We start from the raw sequence: 22221 nt of genomic DNA on the forward strand, positions 1-22221 counted from the left end.
TGCCGGTTATCGGCAATCAATGAAAGAATTCGCGCTTCGAAGTGAGGAAATTATAACGCCCACCGGGTCCCGGCCGGGGCTGGTGCTGGTGGAGCAGGGCCGCATCCGGGCCGTGCTCCCGCCCGATGAGCCGGTGGCGGTGCCGGTCTACGAGCTGGGGCGCCACGCGCTGCTGCCCGGCCTGATTGACCCCCACGTGCACCTCAACGAGCCCGGTCGCACCGAGTGGGAGGGGTTTAACACGGGCACCCGCGCCGCCCTGGCCGGGGGCCTCACCACCCTCGTGGATATGCCCCTCAACTCGGCCCCGGTGACTACCACGGCGGCGGCCCTGGCCCTCAAGCGCGCCGCCACGGCCGGGCAGCTGCACGTGAATTGCGGGTTCTGGGGCGGCCTCGTGCCCGGCAACGCGGGTGAGGTGGCGGGCCTGATTGCCGGGGGCGTGCTGGGCTTCAAGGCCTTCCTGACCCATTCGGGCATCGACGATTTTCCGAACGCCACCGAGGCCGACCTGCGCCGGGTGATGCCCGAGCTGGCCCGCCACGGCCTGCCGCTGCTGGTGCACTGCGAGCTAAGCCAGGACGATGACGCCTGGCCGCAGCGCGACGTCCGGTCCTACGCCAACTACCTGGCCTCCCGCCCCCGCCACTGGGAAGACGAGGCCGTGCGCCTGATGATCCGGCTCTGCGAGGAAACCGGCTGCCCGGTCCACATCGTGCACTTGTCCTCCGCCGATGCCCTGCCGGCTCTGGCGGCGGCCAAGGCCCGGGGCCTGCCCCTGACGGTGGAAACCGGCCAGCACTACCTGTTTTTCGCGGCCGAAGATATTCCCGACGGCGGCACGGCCTACAAGTGCGCGCCGCCCATCCGGGAGCGGGCTAATAACGAACTGCTCTGGCAGGCCCTGCAAAGCGGCCTTATCGATTTTGTAGCCACCGACCACTCGCCCGCTCCGCCCGACCTCAAGCAGCTGGATTCCGGCGACTTCAGCACCGCCTGGGGCGGCATTGCCTCGTTGCAGCTGGCCCTGCCCGTGCTCTGGACCGCCGCCCGCGCCCACGGCGCCACCCTCCCCGACGTGGTCCGCTGGCTCAGCGAAAATCCGGCGAAGCTCATCGGCCAGGCCCACCGCAAGGGCCGCATCGCCCCCGGCTACGACGCCGATTTCGTGGTCCTGGACGCCGGCGCCGCGTTCATCGTCACGGAAGAGGCGCTGCACCACCGCCACAAGGTGTCGCCCTACCTGGGCCGGGAGCTGCTGGGCGTGGTGGAGCAAACCTGGCTGGCCGGCGAGCTGGCCTACGCCCGCCCTGACTTTCGCCTGCTCAATCAGGGGCAGATGATTAGTAGATGACTAAAGAGAACGTTATTCAGAGCGCAGGAACAGCAGTATAGATGATTGCGTCGTCAAAAAAGAACGTCATTCCGAGCGCATGTAGAGCCGCAGCCGAAGAATTTCGCGTGCTGACGTTGGATCAAGTAACTGAACGACAGGATTACCATTGCACGCGAGATTCCTCGGCTGCGCTCGGAATGACGTTCTTCTGCTAACAACCAACAACCAACAACCAACAACCAACTTCCCGACCCTTGACGATAACTTACCTGGAACGTGCCCGGCGCATTATGGCGCGGATTGAAGCCTTAGCCGCTATCAGTGAGGATGCGGATGGCGTGACGCGCCGCTTCGGGACGCCGGCTTTCGTGGCCGGGCAGGCTTTGGTGCGGGGCTGGATGACGGCGGCCGGCCTCGAAACCTGCCTCGACGGCATCGGCAACGTGCGGGGGCGGTGGGCTTCGGTTCGGCCCGGGGCGCGCACCTTCGTGCTGGCTTCCCACATCGATACGGTGGTGAATGCGGGCAAGTTTGACGGGCCGCTGGGCGTGCTGCTGGGCCTGGATTTGCTCGAACAGCTGGCCGCCCGCCAGGCCGAGTTGCCCTTTCACGTGGAGCTGATGGCCTTCAGCGACGAAGAAGGCGTGCGGTTTCATACCACCTACCTGGGCAGTAAAGTCGTGACCGGGGCCTTCGAAAGCAGCCTGCTCGACCGCGCCGATGCGGCGGGTATCACCCTGGCCGAGGCCATCACCCACATGGGCGGCAACGTGGCGCAGCTACCCCAGGACGCGCTGCCCGCCGCCGAATGGCTGGGCTACCTGGAAGTACACATTGAGCAGGGGCCGGTGCTCTGGGAGCGTAACCTACCGGTGGCGCTGGTAACGGCCATTGCGGGCCAGCAGCGGGTGGAGCTGACCTGGCGCGGCATGGCCGGCCACGCCGGCACCGTGCCCATGACCATGCGTCAGGACGCCCTGGCCGGGGCCGCCGAATTCGTGCTGACCACCGAAGCCTTCGGCCGCCAGTACGGGCACGAGTTGGTGGCCACCGTGGGCAAGCTCGATGTGCGCCACGCCGCCAGCAACGTCATTCCGGGGGAGGTAGCGTGCAGCCTCGACCTGCGCAGCGCCGACGCCACCCGCCTGGCTTCGGCCGCCGCTGAGCTGGCCGCCCGGGCCCAGACCATTGCCGACCGCCGGGAGCTCCAGCTCACCTGGACGCTGGTGCAGCATACGCCCCCCGCCGCCTGCGACGCGGCCCTGAACGAGCTGCTGGCCCGCGCCATCCGCGACTCGGGGCAGGTGGTGGTGCCGTTGGTGAGCGGGGCGGGCCACGATGCGGTGCCGGTTTCCCGGATAGCGCCGGCCACCATGCTCTTCGTGCGCTGCTTCCGGGGCATCAGCCACAACCCCCTCGAAAACGTGGAGCTGCCCGATTTAGCCGCCGCCGTGCAGGTCGCCGAACAGTTTCTGATGCTGCTGGCGGCGCAAAATGACTAGGCCGCGTCAGCTGAACCTGTAACTTACCGCCCCGGCTTACCCCACCCCCGGCCCACGCCGCTCAATTCGCGGAATCCTTCGGGAGAGAGGTGCCAGACGCGAGAAACCGTTGAACGCACCTCTCTCCCGGAGGGGAGGGGGTGATAATCATCCATTCTACCTGCATCTGACTTGTTTACCCTCATGGAAATTTCTGCCCTCACCCGCTCCGTTGTGCGGTCCAACCACGCCATTATTGCCCCCGACGGCTACATCAACAGCAACGTGCCCGGCTGGACGGGCTGCACTGTCAACGTCATCATCAACGAGCAAATGGGCGCGCGCCTGTGCCAGACGCTGGTGACGCTGCGCAGCGAGGGCCGGCTGGAAGGCCGGACCGAAGCGGCCCAGATTTTCTTCTACGTAGTGGAAGGCCAGTGCAAGGTGACGGTGGCTGGCGCGGCCCGGAGCCTGGCCGCGGGGCAGTACGTGTACGTGCCGGTGGGGCAGGAGTACCGCTTCGAAAACCCTACCGAGGGCACCCAGCTGCTGACGTTTCACAAGACGTACGAGCCACTGGCGGGCCACGCCGCGCCGGCCTTACTCTTCGGCGAGCGGGACCTGAGCAAGGCCCCCGTGTACATGAACGACGAGGCCCTGCGCATCCAGGAGCTGCTGCCCAACGAGCTGGGCTTCGACATGGCCGTGAACATCTTCACCTACAGCACCGGCGGCCACCTGCCGATGGTGGAAACCCACATCATGGAGCACGGCCTGCTCTACCTCCAGGGCCAGGCCATCTACATGCTCGACCAGCACTGGTACCCCGTCAAAAAGGGCGACTCCATCTGGATGGCGCCCTACTGCCAGCAGTGGGCCACCGCCATGGGCCAGGAAGACTCGGTCTACATCTACTACAAAAACGTCAACCGCTTCCCCACGGTGATGTAGTCCTGCTGAATGTCATTCCGAGCATGTTGCGCATCAAGCAAGGGACCGACGAATCTCGCGTGCTGATGTTGCATCAACTAACCCTGATGATAGGATTACCATGAAACGCGAGATTCCTCGACTCCGGCTTCGTTCCTGGCTTGATGCGCCACATGCTCGGAATGACGTTCAATTTTTGCCTTGCCCACCTCTAGTATGACCCTTTCCGAACTCAACTGCCTCCCGCCCGCGGCCCGCGCTGAGCAACTGCACAAGTGCTGCGGAGCCACGGCCTGGGTGGAGCAGCTGAACCGCCGGTTTCCGTTCGCCGCCCGCGCTGTCTTGGTTGCCGCATCCGAGGCTATCTGGCAAAACCTGACCGAAGCCGACTGGCGGGAAGCCTTCACCCACCATCCTAAAATTGGGGACGTGGCGGGGCTGCGGGAGAAATTCGCGGCTACCAGCGCCTGGGCCGGACAGGAGCAGGGAGCCGTGGCCGCCGCCACCGACGAAACGTTGCGCGAGCTGGCCGCCGGCAACGCGGCCTACGAGCAGCGGTTCGGCTACATCTTCATCGTGTGCGCCACCGGCAAATCGGCCGCGCAGATGCTGGCGCTGCTGCAAGCCCGGCTGCCCCACGCGCCCGCCGTGGAAATTGGGGTGGCCGCCGCCGAGCAGGCTAAAATCACGGAAATCAGACTGAGAAAACTACTAGCCGACGAACCTGCATGAGCCAGATTACCACCCACATCCTCGATACCACCCGGGGCCGGCCAGCGGCCGGAGTCACCATCATCCTCTCCGAGCAGCACGAAACCAGCTGGCGGGAGCTGGCCCGGGGCCTCACCAACGCCGACGGCCGCCTCCCCGACCTGCTGCCGCCCACCCAGCACCTACTGCCTGGCATCTACCAGCTCCGGTTTCTGACCCAGGCTTACTTCGATGAACTGGAAGTCAGCGCGTTTTATCCCTTCGTGGAAATCGGGTTTACCGTCAACTCAACTGAACATTACCACGTGCCGCTGCTGCTCAACCCCTTTGGCTACTCTACCTACCGCGGCTCCTGACGGGCAGCTGCAACCTGCGCCCCGTTCCCGTTTTCTCCCAATCTGACCCCACCGCCTACCCTATGAAGCTCAGCATTCCCGAAACCGACAAAACCCAGCTCCTCGACGCACTCGGCGCGGCCAACCTGCAATTCCAGCGCGTGTACCCCGGCGACCGGCCCGACCGCCAGCCGGTGCACACCGTGTACGGCGGGGCCAACCTGTTCAAGGCCGATACCTGCGTGCGCATGGGCGATATTGCCCTCCACAACCTGCGCACCTACGCGCCCACTTTCGTGGAGCTGGCCCGGGTGCTGGAGCTGCGGGGCCACGAGCACCTGCCAGTGCTGGAAAAGGACGTAGCCTACCTCACCCGCCGCCTCGAAGCGCTGAGCCCCGAGGAGCGCCGCCGCGAGCCGGGTGGGCTGGCCTACGCCATCTACCAGAAAATCGTGTACAAGCTCCAGACCGAAGCGGTGGAAGATTTTCGCATCGACTTTGAGGACGGCTTCGGCAACCGCCCCGATGCGGAGGAGGATGCCACGGCCGTGCAGGCGGCCCGGGCGCTGGCTCAGGGCATGCGCGAGGGCACGGTATCGCCCTTTATCGGTATCCGCATCAAGCCCTTCACCGAGGACCTGAAGGACCGGGGCGTGCGCACGCTCGATATTTTTCTGACCACGCTGCTGGCCGAAACCGGCGGGAAGCTGCCCGCTAATTTCGTGGTGATGCTGCCCAAGGTGACTATTCCGGAGCAGATGACGACCATGGTGCGCCTGCTGGAGCTGCTGGAACAGGCCAACGGTCTGCCCGCTGGCACGCTGCGGATGGAAACGATGGTGGAAGCCACCCAGATTATCATGGATGCCGAGGGCCGCAACCCGCTGCTGCGCATCATGCGGGCCAGTGAGGGCCGTTGCGTGGCTGCCCACTTCGGCACCTACGACTACACGGCCTCGGCCGGCATCACGGCCCGCTACCAGACCATGGCCCACCCGGTCTGCGACTTCGCCCACCACATGACCAAGGTGGCGCTGGGCGGCACCGGCATCTTTCTTTCCGACGGGGCCACCAACGTGATGCCCATTGGGCCGCACCGGGGCGAAAACCTGAGCTACGAGCAGCTGCGCGAAAACCGCGAATCGGTGCACAACGCCTGGCGGCAGGGGTTTCAGCACACCACCCACTCGCTCATCAACGGCCTCTACCAGGGCTGGGACCTGAATCCGGCTCAGCTCCCGATGCGCTACGCGGCCACCTACGCCTTCTTCCTGAGCAGCTACGACGATGCCCTGCACCGACTGAAATCCTTTGTGGAGCGGGCCGCCATTTCCACCCTCACCGGCGACATTTTCGATGATGCCGCCACCGGCCAGGGCCTGCTCAACTTTTTCCTGCGGGCCCTCAACTGCGGGGCCATCACGGAGGAGGAAGTGCGGGCCACCGGCCTCACCACCGAGGAAATCCAGAGCCGCTCCTTCTTCCGCATTCTCGAAGGCCGCCGCGCCCGTCCGCAGTAGGCGGGCGGGCGCGGCGGGGTGGATGCGCAACAGGGAGAGCAATTAGCACGCCTCCCTTTTGGGAGGGGCAGTAGTGAACAACCTGTCCGGAAACGGACAGGTTTCCTTTTGCCCTTGCTGGCGATATTTGATGTAAATAATTGATGATAAATATGTTATAAACTTGGCACAGCGGTTGGCTTCGTTGGGTAGAACCTTTCCTCTACCTGTACGAAAATGGACAGAGCCATTTCAACTACCACCCAAAACCGCCGCCAACGCCGCCGCTGGCTGCTGGGTGCCGGGCTGCTGCTGGCCCTGGGCGCGGCCCTGCTGGCTTTCCGCACGGTGCTCCAGCCCAGTCTGGAGCGCAATGCAATTCTGCTGGCCCGCGCCGAAACCGGCGACGTGGAGGCTTCGCTCACGGCGGCCGGCGTGGTTATTCCGGCCCGGGAGGCCGTCATCACCAGTCCCATTGCCAGCACCATCCGGCGGGTGCTGGTGCCGGTGGGCAGCCCGGTGCGGCCCGGCCAGCCCCTGCTGGAACTCGACCGGGAACTGACGAATTCAGCCTTGGCCAAGCTCCAGGATGAGCAGCAGCAGAACCGCATCAAAAACGACCAGCTCCGGCTCACCCTCGAAAAAGCCCTGAACGACCTTCGAGCCCAGCAGCAGGTGCAGCAGGTGAAGGTGGGCAGCCTGCAATCGGCGCTCCGCGACGAGCAGTACTTGCTGAAAGTGGGCGGCGGCACGGCCGAAAGCGTGCGCCAGGCCGAGCTGAGCCTGCGCCTGGCCCAGCTGGAGCAGCAGCGCCTGCACGAGCAGATTCGCAATCAGCGGGCCACCAACGCCGCCGATGTGCGGGAACTGGGCTTCACGGTGCAGATGCAGGCGCGCAATATTGCCGAGCTGGCCGGCAAGCTGGCCCAGGCCAACATCAGCAGCCAGCAGCCGGGCGTGCTCACCTGGCTCAACGACGCCCTGGGCTCCACCGTGCAGGCCGGCGACCCCCTGGCCCGCGTGGCCGACCTGACCCACTTCCGGGTGCGGGCCACCATTTCCGACACCTACGCCGACGCCCTGCACCCCGGCGACCCGGTCATCGTCCGCATCAACGACCTCGACTTGCGCGGCACCATCAGCACCGTGAGTCCCACCGTGGACAAGGGCGTGGTCACCTTCTACGCCACCCTGGCCCAGGACCACTACCCGGTCCTGCGCCCCAACCTGCGCACCGACGTGTTCGTGGTGACCAACTCCCTGCGGGGCGTCACGCGGGTGAAAAACGGCCCCTTCTACCAGGGCGGCAAGGAGCAGCCGGTATTCGTGGTGAAAGATGGCCGCGCCACCCGCCGCACCGTGCAGTTCGGGGCCAGCAACTTCGACTACGTGCAGGTAACCGGCGGCCTGCGCCCCGGCGAGCAAATCGTCGTCTCCGACATGAAGGACCATCTCGACACGCCCGAACTCACCATCCAATGAGAAATTTAGCCATTCGGACTTTAGCTATTAGCTGTCAGCTGCTAGCTATTAGCTTTTTCATTGAGGAAGTAAACGCCCAGCAGGCACCCGTACTCAATCAGGATATAAGCACGAAAGCTGATAGCTATCAGCTAGTAGCTAACAGCTCATTAGAAGAGGCAGCTATAAGTTTGAGCGAGGTCATCAGTCAGGCCCTGAGCCAGTCGGCGGTGGCGCGGCAGGCTGGTACCAGCCGCGACCAGAGCTACTGGCAGTGGCGGGGCTACCGGGCCAACTACCGGCCCCAGCTGGGCTTGCAGGGCCTGTTGCCGGGGTTCAGCCGGGCCGTCACGCCAGTCGTGCAGCCCGACGGCACCACCGATTTCCGGGCCGTGCGCCTCAACAACTCCAACCTGGCCCTCACGCTCAGCCAGAACATCGGCCTGACGGGCGGGCGGGTGTTCGTGGCCTCGGAAGTGCAGCGGTTCGACGATTTCAACGGGGGGCTGCGGCGCTACAACAACCAGCCGGTGGTGGTGGGCCTGAGCCAACCCATCGGCCGTTTCAACGACCTGCGCTGGGCCCGGCGGCTGGAACCGCTGCGCTACCAGGAAAGCCAACGCCAGTACGTAGAAGAGCGCGAAAGCATTGCCCAGCGCATCACGGAGCTGTATTTCGATGTGCTGGGCCAGCAGGTAAACGCCCAGGTGGCCGGCCAGAACGCCCAGGCCAACGCCGAGCTGCTGCGCCTGGGCCGGGCGCGGTACGGCCTCGGCCGCCTCTCCCAAAGTGACTTGCTGCGCCTCGAACTCAACCTGCTCACGGCCCAGCAGGCCGAAGTGCAGGCCCAGCTCGATGCTCAAAATGCCGCCGTGGAGCTGCAAGCCTACACCGGCCTGGCCGCCGAAAGCCTGCGCCTGACGGTGCCCGCCGCCCCGCGCCCCGTGGTGCCGCCCGCGCTGGCCCTGGCGCAGGCCCGCCAGAACCGGGCGCTGGTGCTGGGCTTCCGACGCCGCCTGCTCGAAGCCGAGCGCACCGTGGCCCTGGCCCGCGGCACCACCGGATTCCAGGCCACGCTCTCGGCCAACCTGGGTTACATCAACCAGGCCCCCAACCTCTGGGACACCTACGCGGGCCTGCAAAACCAGCAGCAGGTGGGCCTCACTTTCGCGGTGCCCCTCGTGGACTGGGGCCGGCGCCAGGCCACCGTAAAAACCGCCCAACTAACCCGCCAGCAGGTGCAAACCGACGTGCAGCAGGAGCAGGCCACTTTCGAGCAGAGCGTGCGGGTGCAGGCTGCCCAGCTCGGCCCGCTGGCCACCCAGCTCGCCCTGGCCGCTCGTGCCGACACCCTGGCCCGCCAGCGCTACGCCATTGCCCAGGCTACCTACCAGGTGGGCCGCATCAGCCTCACCGACCTCACCATTGCCACCGCCGAAAAGGACCAGGCCCGCCGCGCCTACATTGCGGCTCTGCGCGCCGCCTGGGTGGCCCACTACCGATTAAGGGCCCTGACGCTGTACGATTTTGAGCGGGGCGAAGCGCTGGTGGGGGAGTAGTCGCCCAGCAGAATCACAACCGAACAGACTGTCCGAAACCGGACACAATTTATCAGGTGCTTGTATGCTGATTAGTTGTTAAGTAATTGAAAATAAAATACTTGTGAAATTGGCCCGCTGCTTGGCTATCCTTCCTCAACCAGTGCATTCCCCTGTCCAAAACCGGACAGCTCATCTTTCAATTTCTTCCTCATGACCAATCTATTCGCCCCGGTTGCCGCTGATTCGTCTTCTCCCCAGGCTGCTACTGCCACGTTGGCTCCGGGCCGGGCCGTGCTCCAGCTCACCGGCATCGAGAAGGTGTACCAGACCCGCACCATTGAAACGGTGGCCCTCAATCACGTTAACCTTACCATCAACCAAGGCGAGTTCGTCTCGATTATGGGACCTTCGGGCTGCGGAAAGTCCACGCTGCTCAGCATCATGGGTCTGCTCGACGAGCCCACCAGCGGCACCCTGGAAATTGATGGCCGCCCCGTGCAGAGCTACTCCGACAAGGAGCTGGCCCGGTTGCGCAACCACAAAATAGGCTTCGTTTTCCAGAGCTACCACCTGATAAACGACCTCTCGGTGCTCGACAACGTGGAGCTGCCCCTGCTTTACCGCAGCGGCGTGAGCGGCAAGGAGCGCCAGCAGCGGGCCTACGCCGCCCTCGAAAAAGTGGGCCTCGGGGCGCGCACCAACCACTTCCCGAGTCAGCTTTCGGGTGGGCAGCGGCAGCGCGTGGCCATTGCCCGGGCCCTGGCCGGCCAGCCCGAACTCATTCTGGCCGACGAGCCCACCGGCAACCTCGACTCGGTGATGGGCGAGGAAATCATGGACCTGCTATTGACCCTCAACCGTGAGGAAGGTACCACCATCGTCATGGTCACCCACGACGAGCAGCAGGCCCTCAAAACCCAGCGCCTCATCCGCTTCTTCGACGGCAGCCAAGTCTCTTAAACAGTCATGCTGAGTGAAGCGGAGCGTAACCGAAGCATCTCTCCCGCAGTGATAATTCCACTGTAAGGGTAGGCTTTATAACGAAGCGGTGGAGATGCTTCGGTTACGGTCCGCTTCACTCAGCATGACGGATTGTTCCTTTCGCCCTAACAATTCCAACCCCTAACAACCATGTTCCTTTCCTACCTCAAAATTGCCTGGAAGGTATTGCTGCGGCGCAAATTCTTCACCTTTATCAGCCTGTTCGGTATCTCGTTTACTTTAATGGTGCTGCTGGTGATGTACGCCATGGTGGACTACTCCGTGGGTCCCCAAATGCCGGAGCTGCGTACCGACCGGCTGCTATTTATCACCCGGATGCAGCTTTTCTACCGCGACGGCGGCCAGAGCAATTCGGGGCTCGGATATGCCTTCTTGGACAAGTACGCCCGCACCCTGCGCACACCGGAAAAGGTGTCGCTATGCGAGCATAATTTCGGCACCGTGGCCGCCTACGCAAGTAATCAGACGCTCAAGCTCGACCTCAAACGCACCGACGACGTGTTCTGGCAGGTGCTCAACTTTGACTTCGTGGCCGGCCGGCCGTTCAATGCTCACGAAGAACGCGACGCGGCGCATGTGGTGGTCGTAAACGAGAGCACGGCCCGCCGCTACTTCGGCGCCAGTGAAAACGTGCTCGGGAGGGTAATGGAGTTGGACGCCGTGCCCTACCGAGTAGTGGGTATAGTGCGCGACGTGCCATTGTCGCGGATTCAGTCCTACGCCGAGGTCTGGGTGCCGCTCAGCACAACCACGGCCAACCTGCGCGACCCCAACTATCTAGGCGGCTACATGGCCATTCTGCTGGCTCCTTCGGCGGCCGAGGTCGACAACGTGAAGGCGGAGTTTCAGCAGGTGGTTGCCCGGATTCCGTTGCCCGATCCCAAGCAGTTCAAGGAACTGCGTACCCGCGCCCACACGCTCTTTGCCTCCCTAATTGCCCACGCCAACGGCAGTTCATCGGCCGACGGGTCCAGCGGACTGGTCGTGCGCGTAGCTCTGGCCCTGACGCTGCTCTTCATGCTGCTGCCGGCTCTGAACCTGGTAAACGTAAACGTGAGCCGCACCTTGGAGCGGGCCTCCGAAATTGGGGTGCGCAAAGCCTTCGGAGCTACCACCAGCGCGCTAATGCGGCAGTTTCTCATCGAAAATATCTTCCTGACGCTGCTCGGGGGGGGGCKGGGGTTAGGGCTGGCCGCCGGAATGCTGGTCTTCATTAACAGTATTCACCTGATTCCCTACGCCCAATTTGCCCTCAATGGGCGGGTGTTTGGGGTGGCGCTGGGGCTGGCGTTGGTATTTGGAATTCTGTCGGGAGTGTATCCGGCTTATAAAATGTCGAAACTACAGGCCGCGCAGGTCTTGAAAGGAGAAGTTGCCTTATGATTCGCCACCTAATTACGCTGATGTGGAACCGCCGCCGGGCCAATGCTCTGCTGCTGGCTGAAATATTTCTGGCTTTCGTAGTGCTGTTTGTAGTGGGCAGCGTGGGCCTCTTTAACTGGCGCAACTACCAGGAGCCGATGGGCTTCAGCTACGATAACGTGTGGGTAATTGACCTAGACGCCGGAACCCAACCCCGGGCCGACCAGTTCGCCACCTTGCAAACCGTACTGCGCCAGCTACGTAGTGCGCCGGGCGTGGTCAGCGTCTCGCGCACCGCCTCCAACACGCCCTTTTCCGGCAGTAACAACACCACTTGGATGGAAACGGAAAAAGATGGTATAAAGCAGTCGGTAGAAGATGTGAACTACTACGAGGCCAACATTGAACTGCGCGAGGTAATGGGGGTGCAAATGCGCGAGGGCCGCTGGTTCGATCACCGCGATGAAACCGCCACCCGGACCCCGGTAGTCATTACGCAACTATTGCGCGATAAGCTATTCGGGCCTGGTGCGCCGGCCGTGGGGAAACGCATCAACAACCGCGAAGCCGAGTGGCAGGTGGTGGGTGTAAGTGGCGCTTACCGCGCCGATGGTGAGTTGCAGGAGCCCCGGCCCGCAATGTTCGTTTACCTCAGCCCCGACGATACGACCCGCGCCCGGAATACGCTTCTGGTGAAGGTGCGGCCCGGAAGCGGCGCAGCGTTGGAAAAGAAAATCAGCGCCGATATTCGTAGCGCCGGCACTACTTGGTCGAGCAATGTCAGAGCCTTGGCCGAACAGCGGCTGACTCAATTCAAGTTTGGGTTGGTACTTCCCGTTATCCTGGGGGTAGTGTGCCTGTTTCTCATCATTAATGTGGCCTTGGGTCTGTTTGGGGTGCTGTGGCTGAACATCAGCCGGCGGCGGGGTGAAATTGGCGTGCGCCGGGCCATGGGTGCCACGGCCGGCAACATCAGCGGGCAGGTACTGGGCGAAATCCTGGTTCTGACTACTTTCGGGCTGGTGTTGGGGCTGCTGGTAGCCGTGCAGTTTCCGCTGCTGGGCATCTTCAGCGTCCTGCCCAGTATCTACTTCACTGCCATGCTGCTGGCAGCCGGGGTGCTGTATCTGCTGGCCGTGGTGTGCGCCCTCTACCCGAGCCGGCTGGCGGCCGGCATCCAGCCCGCCGTGGCGCTGCGGGAGGAGTAAGAGGTCCTGGCCGGTAGCTGTGGTTGCCCGGCATCCCTTTGAACTCCGCGCATTCCTCCGCGAACTTGCGTGAAAACCAACACCAGTTATACCTCCAGACAACCGAACAATCAGGCGGCGCATTTGCCGTTTCAACCACTATCTTTCCCCGCTCCCTATGAAAAACCTCACGACCCTGGCCCTGTTGTGGCTGCTGGCCCTGGCGCCCGCCCTGGCCCAAACCGCCACCGAACCCCGTTCCGTCGCTAGTTTCACGGCCATTGAGGTGAGCAACGGTATCGAGCTGAACCTGACCGCCGGCCCCGCCCAACGCCTCCAGGCCAGCGCCGACACGCCCGAGCTCCTGGCCCGCCTCAAAACCGACGTGCGCAACGGCGTGCTGATTATCAGCTTTGAGCGGGAGAAAGACGAAAAGCAGGACCGCAACAGGCGCACCTTCCACCTGCTGGTGGAGGTAACGGCCCCGGCCGTGGCGGCCCTCAAGGGCACCAGCGGCGCCAAAATCGCGCTGGCCGGCCCTTACGTCATCGATAAGCTGAATCTCGATCTGTCGTCGGGGGCCATGCTGGAGGGGGAAATCCGGGCGGCCGCGCTCCGCGCCGACCTGAGCAGCGGCGGCATTGCCTCACCCACCGGGCAGGCCCAGCGCCTCACGGTCGACGTTTCCAGCGGGGGTATTTTCAAGGGCCAAAACCTGCAAGCCACCACCTGCGAGGCTTCGGCGTCGAGTGGGGGCATCGCCAACATTGAAGTGCGCGAAACCCTGACGGCCCAGGCGTCGAGCGGGGGCCTTGTGCGCTATGGGGGCGCGGCCCAGGTCAAGAAAACGGCCAGCAGCGGCGGCAGCGTAAAGAGTCGGTAGCCCGCCGCTCTGCCCATTTCCGATAGTCCCCGACCCACCTCCGCGCTACTCCGCGCTCTGCTGCGGGAAAACTACCCGCCCGATACCTGAACGGTCCATGATTCTACTAGTTGACGATGATATTGCCGTGCGCACTTCCCTGCGCCTGCTGCTGAAGCAGAACGGCTACCCCGCCGAAGCCGTGGCCACGCCCGCCGAGGCCTTGCGCCTCGTGGAAACGAACGCGCCCCGGCTGGTGGTCCTCGATATGAACTTCTCGCTCGATACCAGCGGCCACGACGGCCTGCACCTGCTGACCCAACTCAAGCGGTTGCGGCCGGCGTTGCCGGTGGTGCTGCTCACGGGCTGGGGCAGCATCGCGCTGGCCGTGGCTGGCATGAAGGCCGGGGCCGCCGAGTTCGTTACCAAGCCCTGGGACAACGACCACCTGCTCCAGACCATCCGCACGGTGCTGGCCCTCACCGAACCCGACCCGGTCCTCACCGACCCGGCCACCCTCAGCCGGCGCCAGCTCGATGCCCAGTACGATTTTACGGGCATCGTGGGCCAGGATGCGGGGTTGCTGCACGTGCTGCGCCAGGTGGGCCAGGTGGCGCCCACCGATGCCTCGGTGCTTATCGAGGGCGAATCGGGGACGGGCAAGGAACTAATTGCCGAGGCCCTGCACCGCAACAGCACCCGCCGCCGCCAGCCCTTCGTGAAGGTGAACCTGGGCGGTATTTCGGCCTCCCTGTTTGAGAGTGAGCTGTTCGGCCACCGCCGCGGGGCGTTCACGGATGCCAAAGCCGACCGCGTGGGCCGCTTCGAAATGGCCCAGGGCGGCACCATTTTCCTGGATGAAATCGGGGAGCTCGACCTCAATTCGCAGGTGAAGCTGCTGCGCGTGCTCCAGGACCGCACCTACGAAGTGCTCGGCGACAGCAAGCCGCGTCGCCTCGATATCCGGGTGGTCTGCGCCACCAACCGGCATTTGGCCGAGGAAGTGCGGGCGGGCCGCTTCCGCGAGGATTTGTTCTACCGCATCAACCTGATCACCGTGCACCTGCCCGCCCTGCGCGAGCGGCCCCAGGATATTGGCCTGCTGGTGCAGCACTTCGTGGCCGCCCTGCGCGCCACCTACCAGCGCCCGGCCCTGAAAGTGAGCGTTCGGGCCCAGCACTGGCTCCAGGAGCAGGCCCTGCCCGGCAACATCCGGGAGCTGAAAAACGTGGTGGAACGGGCCGTGCTGGTTTCGGGCAAAGACGAGCTCGGCCCCGAAGATTTCCAGGCCCAGACCCCCGCGCTACCCGTTGCCACCAACCCCAACGAGCTACCCGAGCCCGGCACCATGACCCTGGAAGAATTAGAGGCCCAGATGATTCGGCGCACCCTCACCCATTACGAAGGCAACCTGAGCCGCGTCGCCCGGGCCCTGGGCCTGAGCCGCGGGGCCTTGTACCGAAGGCTGGAGAAGTACGGAATTGAAACGGCGGAAGGGTAGTAGGGGAGAAGAACGTCATGCGGTGCCTGCCGCGCACTAAGCGGTGGCCAGGCATCTGGCGTGGCGGCGTCGGGTTCTATTCCCTGTAAAGCGACATGCGAAAATGCCGCAGGCTCCCGGGCTTCGTTGTGCCTGCTTCCCGAAGCCATCATCCCCTTTACAGGCGCATCAGCTTGGTTGGAGAGAGAACCGCGTAGCGGCCAAAGCAGTCAGCGCACCAACTTGGGGCCAGCTAACGGGGGGGGGGGGGGTGCCCATGGGGGTGGAGCTGGCGCGGTACCACCGCGCTGATGACGGGAGTGCTCCCTCATCAGGGGCCGGGTGCCTGGCCTCCATACGCGACCCGAAGCGCAAGTGCCCCACGTGCTGCCGCGTTTTCAAGAACCATTTTTCACGAGCTACCGCGTGAAGCGGGTACTATTGCACCAGCAGCGTGCGGGATGCTTCGTCGCCGCTCGGGGCGCGGAAGGCGCTGCCGGACGTTTTTTAGTGCTGTTACTTACCCCGCACGTTAGCCAAATCCCTCAATCAGCAAGATGAGTTTACGCGTTAAGTTTCTGCTCTTCGTGGTCCTGATTCACGCGGTACTCATCGTGCTGGCGGGGCAGGTGCTGCGCACCAATCCGGTGCTGTTCGTGGGCCTGGAGGTGCTGCTGCTTATCAGCATTGTGCTCACGGTGCAGCTGTACCGGGGCTTCGTGCGGCCGTTTGAGCTGATTGCGGCGGGCACGGCGGCCATGCAGGCCCAGGATTTCTCCCTGAAATTTGTGCCCGTGGGCCAGCGGGAAATGGACCAGCTCATCGGCGTCTACAACCACATGCTAGACGCCCTGCGCCAGGAGCGCGTCACCCGGCACGAGAAAAGCCACCTGCTCGAAAGCCTGATTCAGGCCTCACCGGCCGGGCTGCTGCTGCTCTCTTTTGAGGGGGAAATGGAAGGCGTGAACCCGGCCGCCGAACGGATGCTGGGCCAATCGGCCGCCGCCCTGCTGGGCCATCGCCCCGCCGCGCTGCCCGGCGAGTGGGGCGCGGCCCTGGCCCGCCTGCGCGAGGCCGAGCCCCAGGTGGTGCGCCTCTCGGGCCTGCAAACCTACCGGGCCAGCTGCTCCCACTTCATCGACCGGGGATTTAGCCGGCAGTTTATTCTGCTCGAAGAACTGACCCGGGAGCTGATTAAACAGGAAAAGCAGGCCTACGAGCAGCTGATCCGGATGATGTCGCACGAGGTCAACAACTCCATTGGGGCCATCAACTCGCTGCTCAACAGCTTCCACCACTACGCCCCCCAGCTCGCGCCCGCCGACGCGCCCGATTTCACGGAAGCCCTCGACGTGGCCATTCAGCGCAATACCAACCTGGTCAACTTTACGGCTGGTTTCGCCCACCTCGTGCGCCTGCCGCCCCCGCAACCCGCGCCCACCGACGTGCACGAGCTGCTGCGTCATCTCACGCGCCTGCTGCACGTGCCGGCCCAGAACCGCCGCATCAGCTGGCACTTGGCGCTGGCCGAGGGGCCGCTCGTGGTCAATCTGGATGCCCGGCAGCTGGAACAGGCCCTGCTCAACATCGGCAAAAACGCCCTCGAAGCCATCGGTGAAAACGGCCACGTGTGGGTGCGCACCAGCCACAATCCGCCCACCCTGGTCATCGAAAACGACGGCGCACCGTTGTCCCCCGAAGTGCAGCGCCGCCTGTTCACGCCCTTCTTCAGCACCAAGCGCGACGGCCAGGGCATCGGCCTCACCCTGGTCCGCGACATTCTGCTCCAGCATCAGTTTCGCTTCAGCTTAGAGACGCAGGAAAACGGCCGCACGGCGTTTACGGTGTGGTTCGCGGTGAAGCGGTGAGTGAGTGAGTGAGTGAGTGAGTGAGTGAGTGAGTGAGTGAGTGAGTGAGTGAGTGAGTGAGTGAGTGAGTGAAATGGAACGTCATTCCGAGCAAAGTACTAGCCGGCGACCCGGCGGAAAAAGAAACGTCATTCTGAGCGAAGCCGGAGGCGTAGTCGAAGAATCTCGCGTGCCAAAGTAATTCCTGATAACAGGGTTAGTACTGCACGCGAGATTCCTCGACTACGCCTCCGGCTTCGCTCGGAATGACGTTCTATTTCACTCACTCACTCACCGCACTGGTGGTTTGCGGGTGGGCCTTACCGGCGGGGTTTGGTTGGGGTCCACAACCTGGCCGTTGCGGAAGGTTTTCTTCTCCTTTACCGTCGTGCCATCGGGGCCGAAGTAACTCCAGACGCCGGTTTCCTTGCCGTTGCGGAAGGCCCCGCTCATTTCGGGGGTGCCGTCTTCGCGCAGCAGGCGGTAGGGGCCGGTTTTGAGGCCGCGCACGTAGGTGGTTTCGGCCTGGAGCTTGCCCGAGGGGTAGAACGACTGGCCCAGGCCGGCGGGCTTCCCGTTCTCGTTGAGCAGCTTGCTTTGCAGCGTACCGGTAGGGTAGTAGGTGAGCTGCTCGCCCCCCAGGCGGCCGTTGAGGTAAGTTTCGAGCTGCTGTACCTGCTTGCCGCCGGGGAAATAGGTGCGCCACTGGCCCACCGGCTGCCCGTTCTTGTACTGCTGCTCCCGGTGCAGGCTGCCATCCTCAAAATAGGTCGTGATTTTTCGGTCCCGGGCCTGGTTGGCGTACTCGATTTTCTGCGCCGGCTTGCCCGATTCGTAGAAATCCTCCTGGGTGCCCGTCAGCACGCCCTGGCGGTAGTTCATCTTGCTCTTAATGGCCCCACTCTCGTAGTATGCTTTGGCCGGGCCGTCGAGGTTGCTGGTGCCGCCGGCCAGGGAGCGGGCCTGCTTGGTGAGGTCGTCGCCGAGGGGGTTTTTCACGGCCCGGCCGCTGAAGGTGGCGGCCACGTAGGTGCCCTCGGTCTGGAGCTTGCCGGAGCGGTAGAAGGTGCGGTAGCTACCCCGGCCCGACTTATCAGCCAGCACCTCCGTTTCGAGCTGGCCGTTGTCGTAGTACGTTTTGTAGGGGCCGGCCAGCAGGCCGCGGCTGTAGGTGCCCTCACTCTGAAGCTCCCCGTTCTCATAATAGGTTTTTGCCGGCCCGTTGGCCTGGCCCTCAGCGTAGGTGATTTCGGCCTTAGGTTTGCCCGAATCGTACAGCTCGCGCACCAGACCAGTTGGCTGGCCTTTGGTCAGCGTCGTTTCCAGCTTGATTTTGCCGTCGGGGAAGTAGTAGCGCAGCAGGCCGGTGGGCTCGTCGTTGTCGTAGGTGCCTTCCTGGGCCATTTTGCCGCTGGCGTAGTAGGTTTTGAACGGCCCCTGACGCACGCCGTCCTGGTAGGTCACTTCTACCCGCCGCCCGCCGGTGGGGTGAAATTCTACGTAAGCCGAGTCGCGCTTGCCGGCAGTGTAACGGGTCTGGGCTTCGAGCTTGCCGGAGTAGTAAAACCGCTTGTACGGCCCCTGCATCACGGTGTCGCCGGCCACCAGGGCCGAGAAAACCTCCCGCTTGTGCACGTTCGTGGAGTCGAAGTAGGTGGTCAGCCGCCGCAGTTTCTGGGCCTGAGCGGTGGTAGCAGTGAGCAGTAGCAGGATGACAATTCGCTTCATAGCAGCAAGAACGGGGGAAATGGCGAAGTAGTGCGTTACTGGTTTCACGCAGGCTCTCGCGGTGGGTGACGCGGGGTTTCGCAGTGCCGTTTAACGGCCAGAGCGTGGTGCCCGCAAACAAAAGCCCTGCCGCAAAACAAGCGGCAGGGCTTTCAGAGTGAAGTCTCAGGTATACAGAACGAAAGCTGACAGCTAGCAGCTAAAACCTAGCAGCCCCCTATACTTTTTCCAGTACGATGCTGCTGGCCCCGCCGCCGCCGTTGCAGATGCCGGTAACGCCGATTTTGCCGCCTTCGTTCTCCATCACGTTCAGTAGCGTCGTCACGATGCGGGCGCCGGAAGCACCCAGCGGGTGGCCCAGCGAAACTGCGCCGCCGTACACGTTCACCTTCGTGCCTTCCAGGTTCAGGAGCTTGTTGTTGGCCAGCGAAACCACCGAGAAAGCCTCGTTAATTTCGTAGAAATCTACTTCCGAAGCGTCCAGGCCGGCATTTTTCAGTGCCTTCGGAATAGCCAGCGCCGGGGTGGTAGTGAACCACTCGGGAGCCTGCTCGGCGTCGGCGAAGCCCCGGATGATGGCCAGCGGCTTAATGCCCAGCTCATCGGCCTTCTCGCGGCTCATGAGCAGCACGGCGGCGGCCCCGTCGTTGAGGGTGGAGGCGTTGGCCGCCGTTACGGTGCCTTCCTTGGTGAAGGCGGCCCGCAGCCCGGCGAACTTGCTGAAATCTGCCTTCAGGTACTCCTCGTCGTCAGAAATAACAGTTTCCTTGCCGCGTACCGTAATGGTGACGGGCACGATTTCGTCCTTCTTCTTGCCGGCCTTGGCGGCGGCGGCGCTGCGCTCGTAGCTCTGCTGGGCGAAGGCGTCCTGGTCTTCGCGCGTGATGCCGTAGTGGGCGGCGGTGGCGTCGGCGGCGTTGCCCATGGCATAGTCGTGGTAGGGGTCCCAGAGGCCGTCCTTCATCAGGCCGTCAATCATCTGGCCGTTGCCGTACTTCGCCCCGAAACGGGCTTTGTCGAGGTAATATGGCACGTTGCTCATGCTTTCCATGCCGCCGGCCATTACCACGTCGGCCTGGCCCAGCATAATGGCCTGGGCGCCGTACATAATGGCTTTCGAGCCCGAGGCGCATACTTTGTTCACGGTGGTGCATTCCACGGTGTCGGGCAGGCCGGCTTTCTTGGCCGCCTGGCGGGCCGGAGCCTGGCCCAGGTTGGCCGAAATCACGTTGCCCATAATTACCTGCTGCACTTCCTTGCCATCGAGGCCGGCCTTTTCCAGCGCGCCTTTAATGGCAATAGCGCCCAGCTCAATGGCCGACAATGAGGCCAGGCTGCCACCAAACGAGCCAATCGGGGTGCGTACGGCGGCGACAATAACTACTTCCTTGATTTGCATAGTGCTGTTGTTGGGTGGGGTGAGGGTATAGTTCAAAGGTACGAAAGGGGAAGGCAACGGTATGAAACCTACCCGGGAGGCCTCTGAGACAAGTGCTACTACAGAGCCTGGCGACTTGTTCTCTCGTGTTGCTGAAACAAGAACGGGCCGCTGGGCTCTGCGGCTAGCGGATGGTTTTTTTCGGCCTAACCGCGTCCGTATTTGGCAGGCACTGTATCCGATGGTAGCGTTTAGCTATCGACGCAGAAGACCCTCAACGCCATCCGCCTGGGCTCACGCATCAACAACGACTCGCCGCCGCCGCCCGCGCCCCAGCCCTTCTCCGCAGCAACTTCGACGACGGCCCGCCGCCGTTTCAAGGCGGCTATAAACGTAGAATGCCCGCTGTTTCCAGCGGGCATTCTACGCGTGGGGGGTGAAGCCTTATGCTGAGCGGAGCCGACGCCTCGCTGAGGCCTCGTTCAAGGAGTATTGATGAGCCCTAGTAGAGATGCTTCGCTTCCGCTCGGCATAAGGGCCTTTGGGCTGAGTTGCCAGCCATTCTCACCCAAACATACCCACGGCGTCCTTGCTGGGGAGGGCGGTTTTGCCGGTGAGGAAGAGGTCAATCTGGCGGGCGGCTTCGCGGCCTTCCGAAATGGCCCAGACGACCAACGACTGCCCCCGGCGCATGTCGCCGGCCACGAATACGTTGGGCCGGCTGGTGTGGTAGCCCTCGGGGGCGGTGCGCACGTTGCCGCGCTCATCCAAGTCCACGCCGAGCTGTTCGAGCAGGCCGGCGCGGCGGGGTGCCGCGAAGCCCAGGGCCAGCAGGGCCAGCTGGCAGGGAATTTCGCGGGCCGAATCCTCGATTTCAGTGAAGGCCAGGCGGCGGCCCAGTACGTCGGTTTCCCAGGTGATATCGGTGACGAGCAGCGCCCGCAGGTGGCCGTTTTCGTCGGGCAGGAAGGCCTTGGTCTGGATGCCCCAGTAGCGCTGGCAGCCCTCCTCGTGGGAGGTGCTGACGCGGAACACGGCGTTGGGGTAGTGGGGCCATGGCTCGAAGCCGGGGCGCTCGGGGGCGGGCTGGTGCATGAGCGCGAACTGGGCCACCGAGCGGGCCTGCTGGCGGTTGGCCGTGCCCACGCAGTCGGAGCCCGTGTCGCCGCCCCCGATAACCACCACGTCGAGGTCGGTGGCCTGGAGGTCGGCCTCTTCCACCGGCAGTTCGCTCACCCGGCGGTTGTGCTGCACCAGGTAGTCCATGGCGAAGTGCACGCCGGGCAGCTCGCGGCCCGGAATGGGCAGGTCGCGGGGGACAGGCGCGCCACCGGCCAGCACCACCGCATCGAACTGGGCCAGCAGCTCCTGGGCTGGCACGTCGCGCCCGATTTCGGTGTGGCAGCGGAACACCACGCCATCGTCTTCGAGCACCCGCAGGCGGCGGTCAATCACCCACTTATCGAGCTTGAAATCGGGGATGCCGTAGCGCAGCAGGCCCCCGGGCCGGTCGTCGCGCTCGAACACCGTGACGGCATGGCCGGCCCGCACCAGCTGGGCGGCGGCGGCCAGTCCGGCTGGTCCGGAGCCCACCACGGCCACCGTTTTGCCGGTTTTGAGCACCGGGGCGGTGGGCCGCACGTAGCCCCGCGCGAAGGCCACCTCAATGATGTGCTTCTCAATTTCCTCGATGGCCACCGGGGCGCTGTGGATGCCCAGCACGCAGGCCGCCTCGCAGGGCGCGGGGCAGATGCGGCCGGTGAACTCGGGGAAGTTGTTGGTGGAAGTCAGAATCTGGTAGGCCAGCTCCCAGTCCTGGTCGTGCACCGCGTCGTTGAACTCGGGGATGATGTTGCCCAGCGGGCAGCCCGCGTGGCAGAACGCAATGCCGCACTCCATGCACCGCCCCGACTGCTGGCGCAGCTGCTCCTCGGAGTACTGCCCCACAAATTCGCGGTTGTGCGCCACCCGCTCCTGCGGATGCGCCTTGCCCGGCGTCTCGCGCGGGAATTCTTTGAAACCGGTGGTATTGCCCATGATGGTTTTGGTCTATTCCAGAGAATGTTCATGCTGACGGGGTG

17 protein-coding genes are annotated in these 22221 nt (G+C 63.8%); 14 read left to right on the forward strand and 3 right to left on the reverse strand.

Annotated features, from left to right (window positions below):
* Window positions 1-19 precede the first annotated feature (19 nt).
* From allB to D0T11_RS11290, 14 genes are all read left to right on the forward strand, one after another.
* Complete coding sequence (gene allB, locus D0T11_RS11225; RefSeq protein ID WP_119655887.1) at window positions 20-1354, forward strand: allantoinase AllB; 1335 nt, start codon at window positions 20-22, stop codon at window positions 1352-1354.
* 236 nt (window positions 1355-1590) lie between these two features.
* A complete protein-coding gene (locus D0T11_RS11230) occupies window positions 1591-2838 on the forward strand; it encodes an allantoate amidohydrolase (RefSeq protein WP_119655888.1) in 1248 nt (415 codons plus the stop codon).
* 183 nt (window positions 2839-3021) lie between these two features.
* Window positions 3022-3768, forward strand: coding sequence for a (S)-ureidoglycine aminohydrolase (gene allE, locus D0T11_RS11235; RefSeq protein WP_119656001.1), 747 nt, complete (start codon window positions 3022-3024; stop codon window positions 3766-3768).
* A 195-nt stretch (window positions 3769-3963) separates the two neighbouring features.
* Window positions 3964-4479, forward strand: a complete 516-nt coding sequence (gene uraD, locus D0T11_RS11240) for a 2-oxo-4-hydroxy-4-carboxy-5-ureidoimidazoline decarboxylase (protein WP_119655889.1) — start codon at window positions 3964-3966, stop codon at window positions 4477-4479.
* Window positions 4476-4814, forward strand: a complete 339-nt coding sequence (gene uraH / locus D0T11_RS11245) for a hydroxyisourate hydrolase (protein WP_119655890.1) — start codon at window positions 4476-4478, stop codon at window positions 4812-4814. The genes uraD and uraH overlap by 4 nt, the downstream gene beginning before the upstream one ends.
* Before the next feature lie 62 nt (window positions 4815-4876).
* Window positions 4877-6313: a DUF6986 family protein gene (locus D0T11_RS11250; protein WP_119655891.1), complete on the forward strand. Its 1437-nt coding sequence runs from the start codon at window positions 4877-4879 to the stop codon at window positions 6311-6313.
* 216 nt (window positions 6314-6529) lie between these two features.
* Window positions 6530-7774 carry an efflux RND transporter periplasmic adaptor subunit gene (locus D0T11_RS11255; protein WP_119655892.1) on the forward strand — a complete coding sequence of 415 codons (1245 nt, stop codon included), beginning with the start codon at window positions 6530-6532 and terminating at the stop codon, window positions 7772-7774.
* A 170-nt stretch (window positions 7775-7944) separates the two neighbouring features.
* Entirely contained in the window at window positions 7945-9312 is a 1368-nt protein-coding gene (locus D0T11_RS11260; RefSeq protein WP_245990765.1) for a TolC family protein, read from the forward strand.
* A 273-nt stretch (window positions 9313-9585) separates the two neighbouring features.
* Window positions 9586-10254 carry an ABC transporter ATP-binding protein gene (locus D0T11_RS11265; RefSeq protein ID WP_119656002.1) on the forward strand — a complete coding sequence of 223 codons (669 nt, stop codon included), beginning with the start codon at window positions 9586-9588 and terminating at the stop codon, window positions 10252-10254.
* A 171-nt stretch (window positions 10255-10425) separates the two neighbouring features.
* On the forward strand, window positions 10426-11679 hold the full coding sequence (locus tag D0T11_RS11270) for an ABC transporter permease (RefSeq protein ID WP_119655894.1): 1254 nt from the start codon (window positions 10426-10428) through the stop codon (window positions 11677-11679).
* Window positions 11676-12866 carry an ABC transporter permease gene (locus D0T11_RS11275; protein WP_119655895.1) on the forward strand — a complete coding sequence of 397 codons (1191 nt, stop codon included), beginning with the start codon at window positions 11676-11678 and terminating at the stop codon, window positions 12864-12866. Before D0T11_RS11270 ends, D0T11_RS11275 begins: the two co-directional genes overlap by 4 nt.
* A 157-nt stretch (window positions 12867-13023) precedes the next feature.
* The gene (locus D0T11_RS11280; RefSeq protein ID WP_119655896.1) at window positions 13024-13728 is read left to right on the forward strand and encodes a head GIN domain-containing protein; all 705 of its coding nucleotides are present in this window, start codon (window positions 13024-13026) and stop codon (window positions 13726-13728) included.
* Between the two features lie 97 nt (window positions 13729-13825).
* Window positions 13826-15208 carry a sigma-54-dependent transcriptional regulator gene (locus tag D0T11_RS11285; protein ID WP_119655897.1) on the forward strand — a complete coding sequence of 461 codons (1383 nt, stop codon included), beginning with the start codon at window positions 13826-13828 and terminating at the stop codon, window positions 15206-15208.
* Window positions 15209-15744: 536 nt separating this feature from the next.
* Window positions 15745-17055 (forward strand): sensor histidine kinase, encoded by a 1311-nt coding sequence (locus D0T11_RS11290; RefSeq protein WP_119655898.1) that lies wholly within the window; start codon window positions 15745-15747, stop codon window positions 17053-17055.
* 270 nt (window positions 17056-17325) lie between these two features.
* Here D0T11_RS11290 and D0T11_RS11295 read toward each other — a convergent pair whose 3' ends face one another.
* The 3 genes from D0T11_RS11295 to D0T11_RS11305 all read right to left on the reverse strand — a co-directional run bounded on the left by D0T11_RS11295 (window position 17326) and on the right by D0T11_RS11305 (window position 22177).
* Complete coding sequence (locus D0T11_RS11295; protein ID WP_119655899.1) at window positions 17326-18762, reverse strand: toxin-antitoxin system YwqK family antitoxin; 1437 nt, start codon at window positions 18760-18762, stop codon at window positions 17326-17328.
* Between the two features lie 217 nt (window positions 18763-18979).
* A complete protein-coding gene (locus tag D0T11_RS11300; RefSeq protein WP_317127265.1) occupies window positions 18980-20161 on the reverse strand; it encodes an acetyl-CoA C-acyltransferase in 1182 nt (393 codons plus the stop codon).
* A 543-nt stretch (window positions 20162-20704) separates the two neighbouring features.
* Window positions 20705-22177 (reverse strand): glutamate synthase subunit beta, encoded by a 1473-nt coding sequence (locus D0T11_RS11305; protein WP_119655900.1) that lies wholly within the window; start codon window positions 22175-22177, stop codon window positions 20705-20707.
* Between the last annotated feature and the right edge of the window lie 44 nt (window positions 22178-22221).

This window comes from Hymenobacter rubripertinctus (genome assembly GCF_003583925.1).
Taxonomy (GTDB): domain Bacteria; phylum Bacteroidota; class Bacteroidia; order Cytophagales; family Hymenobacteraceae; genus Hymenobacter; species Hymenobacter rubripertinctus.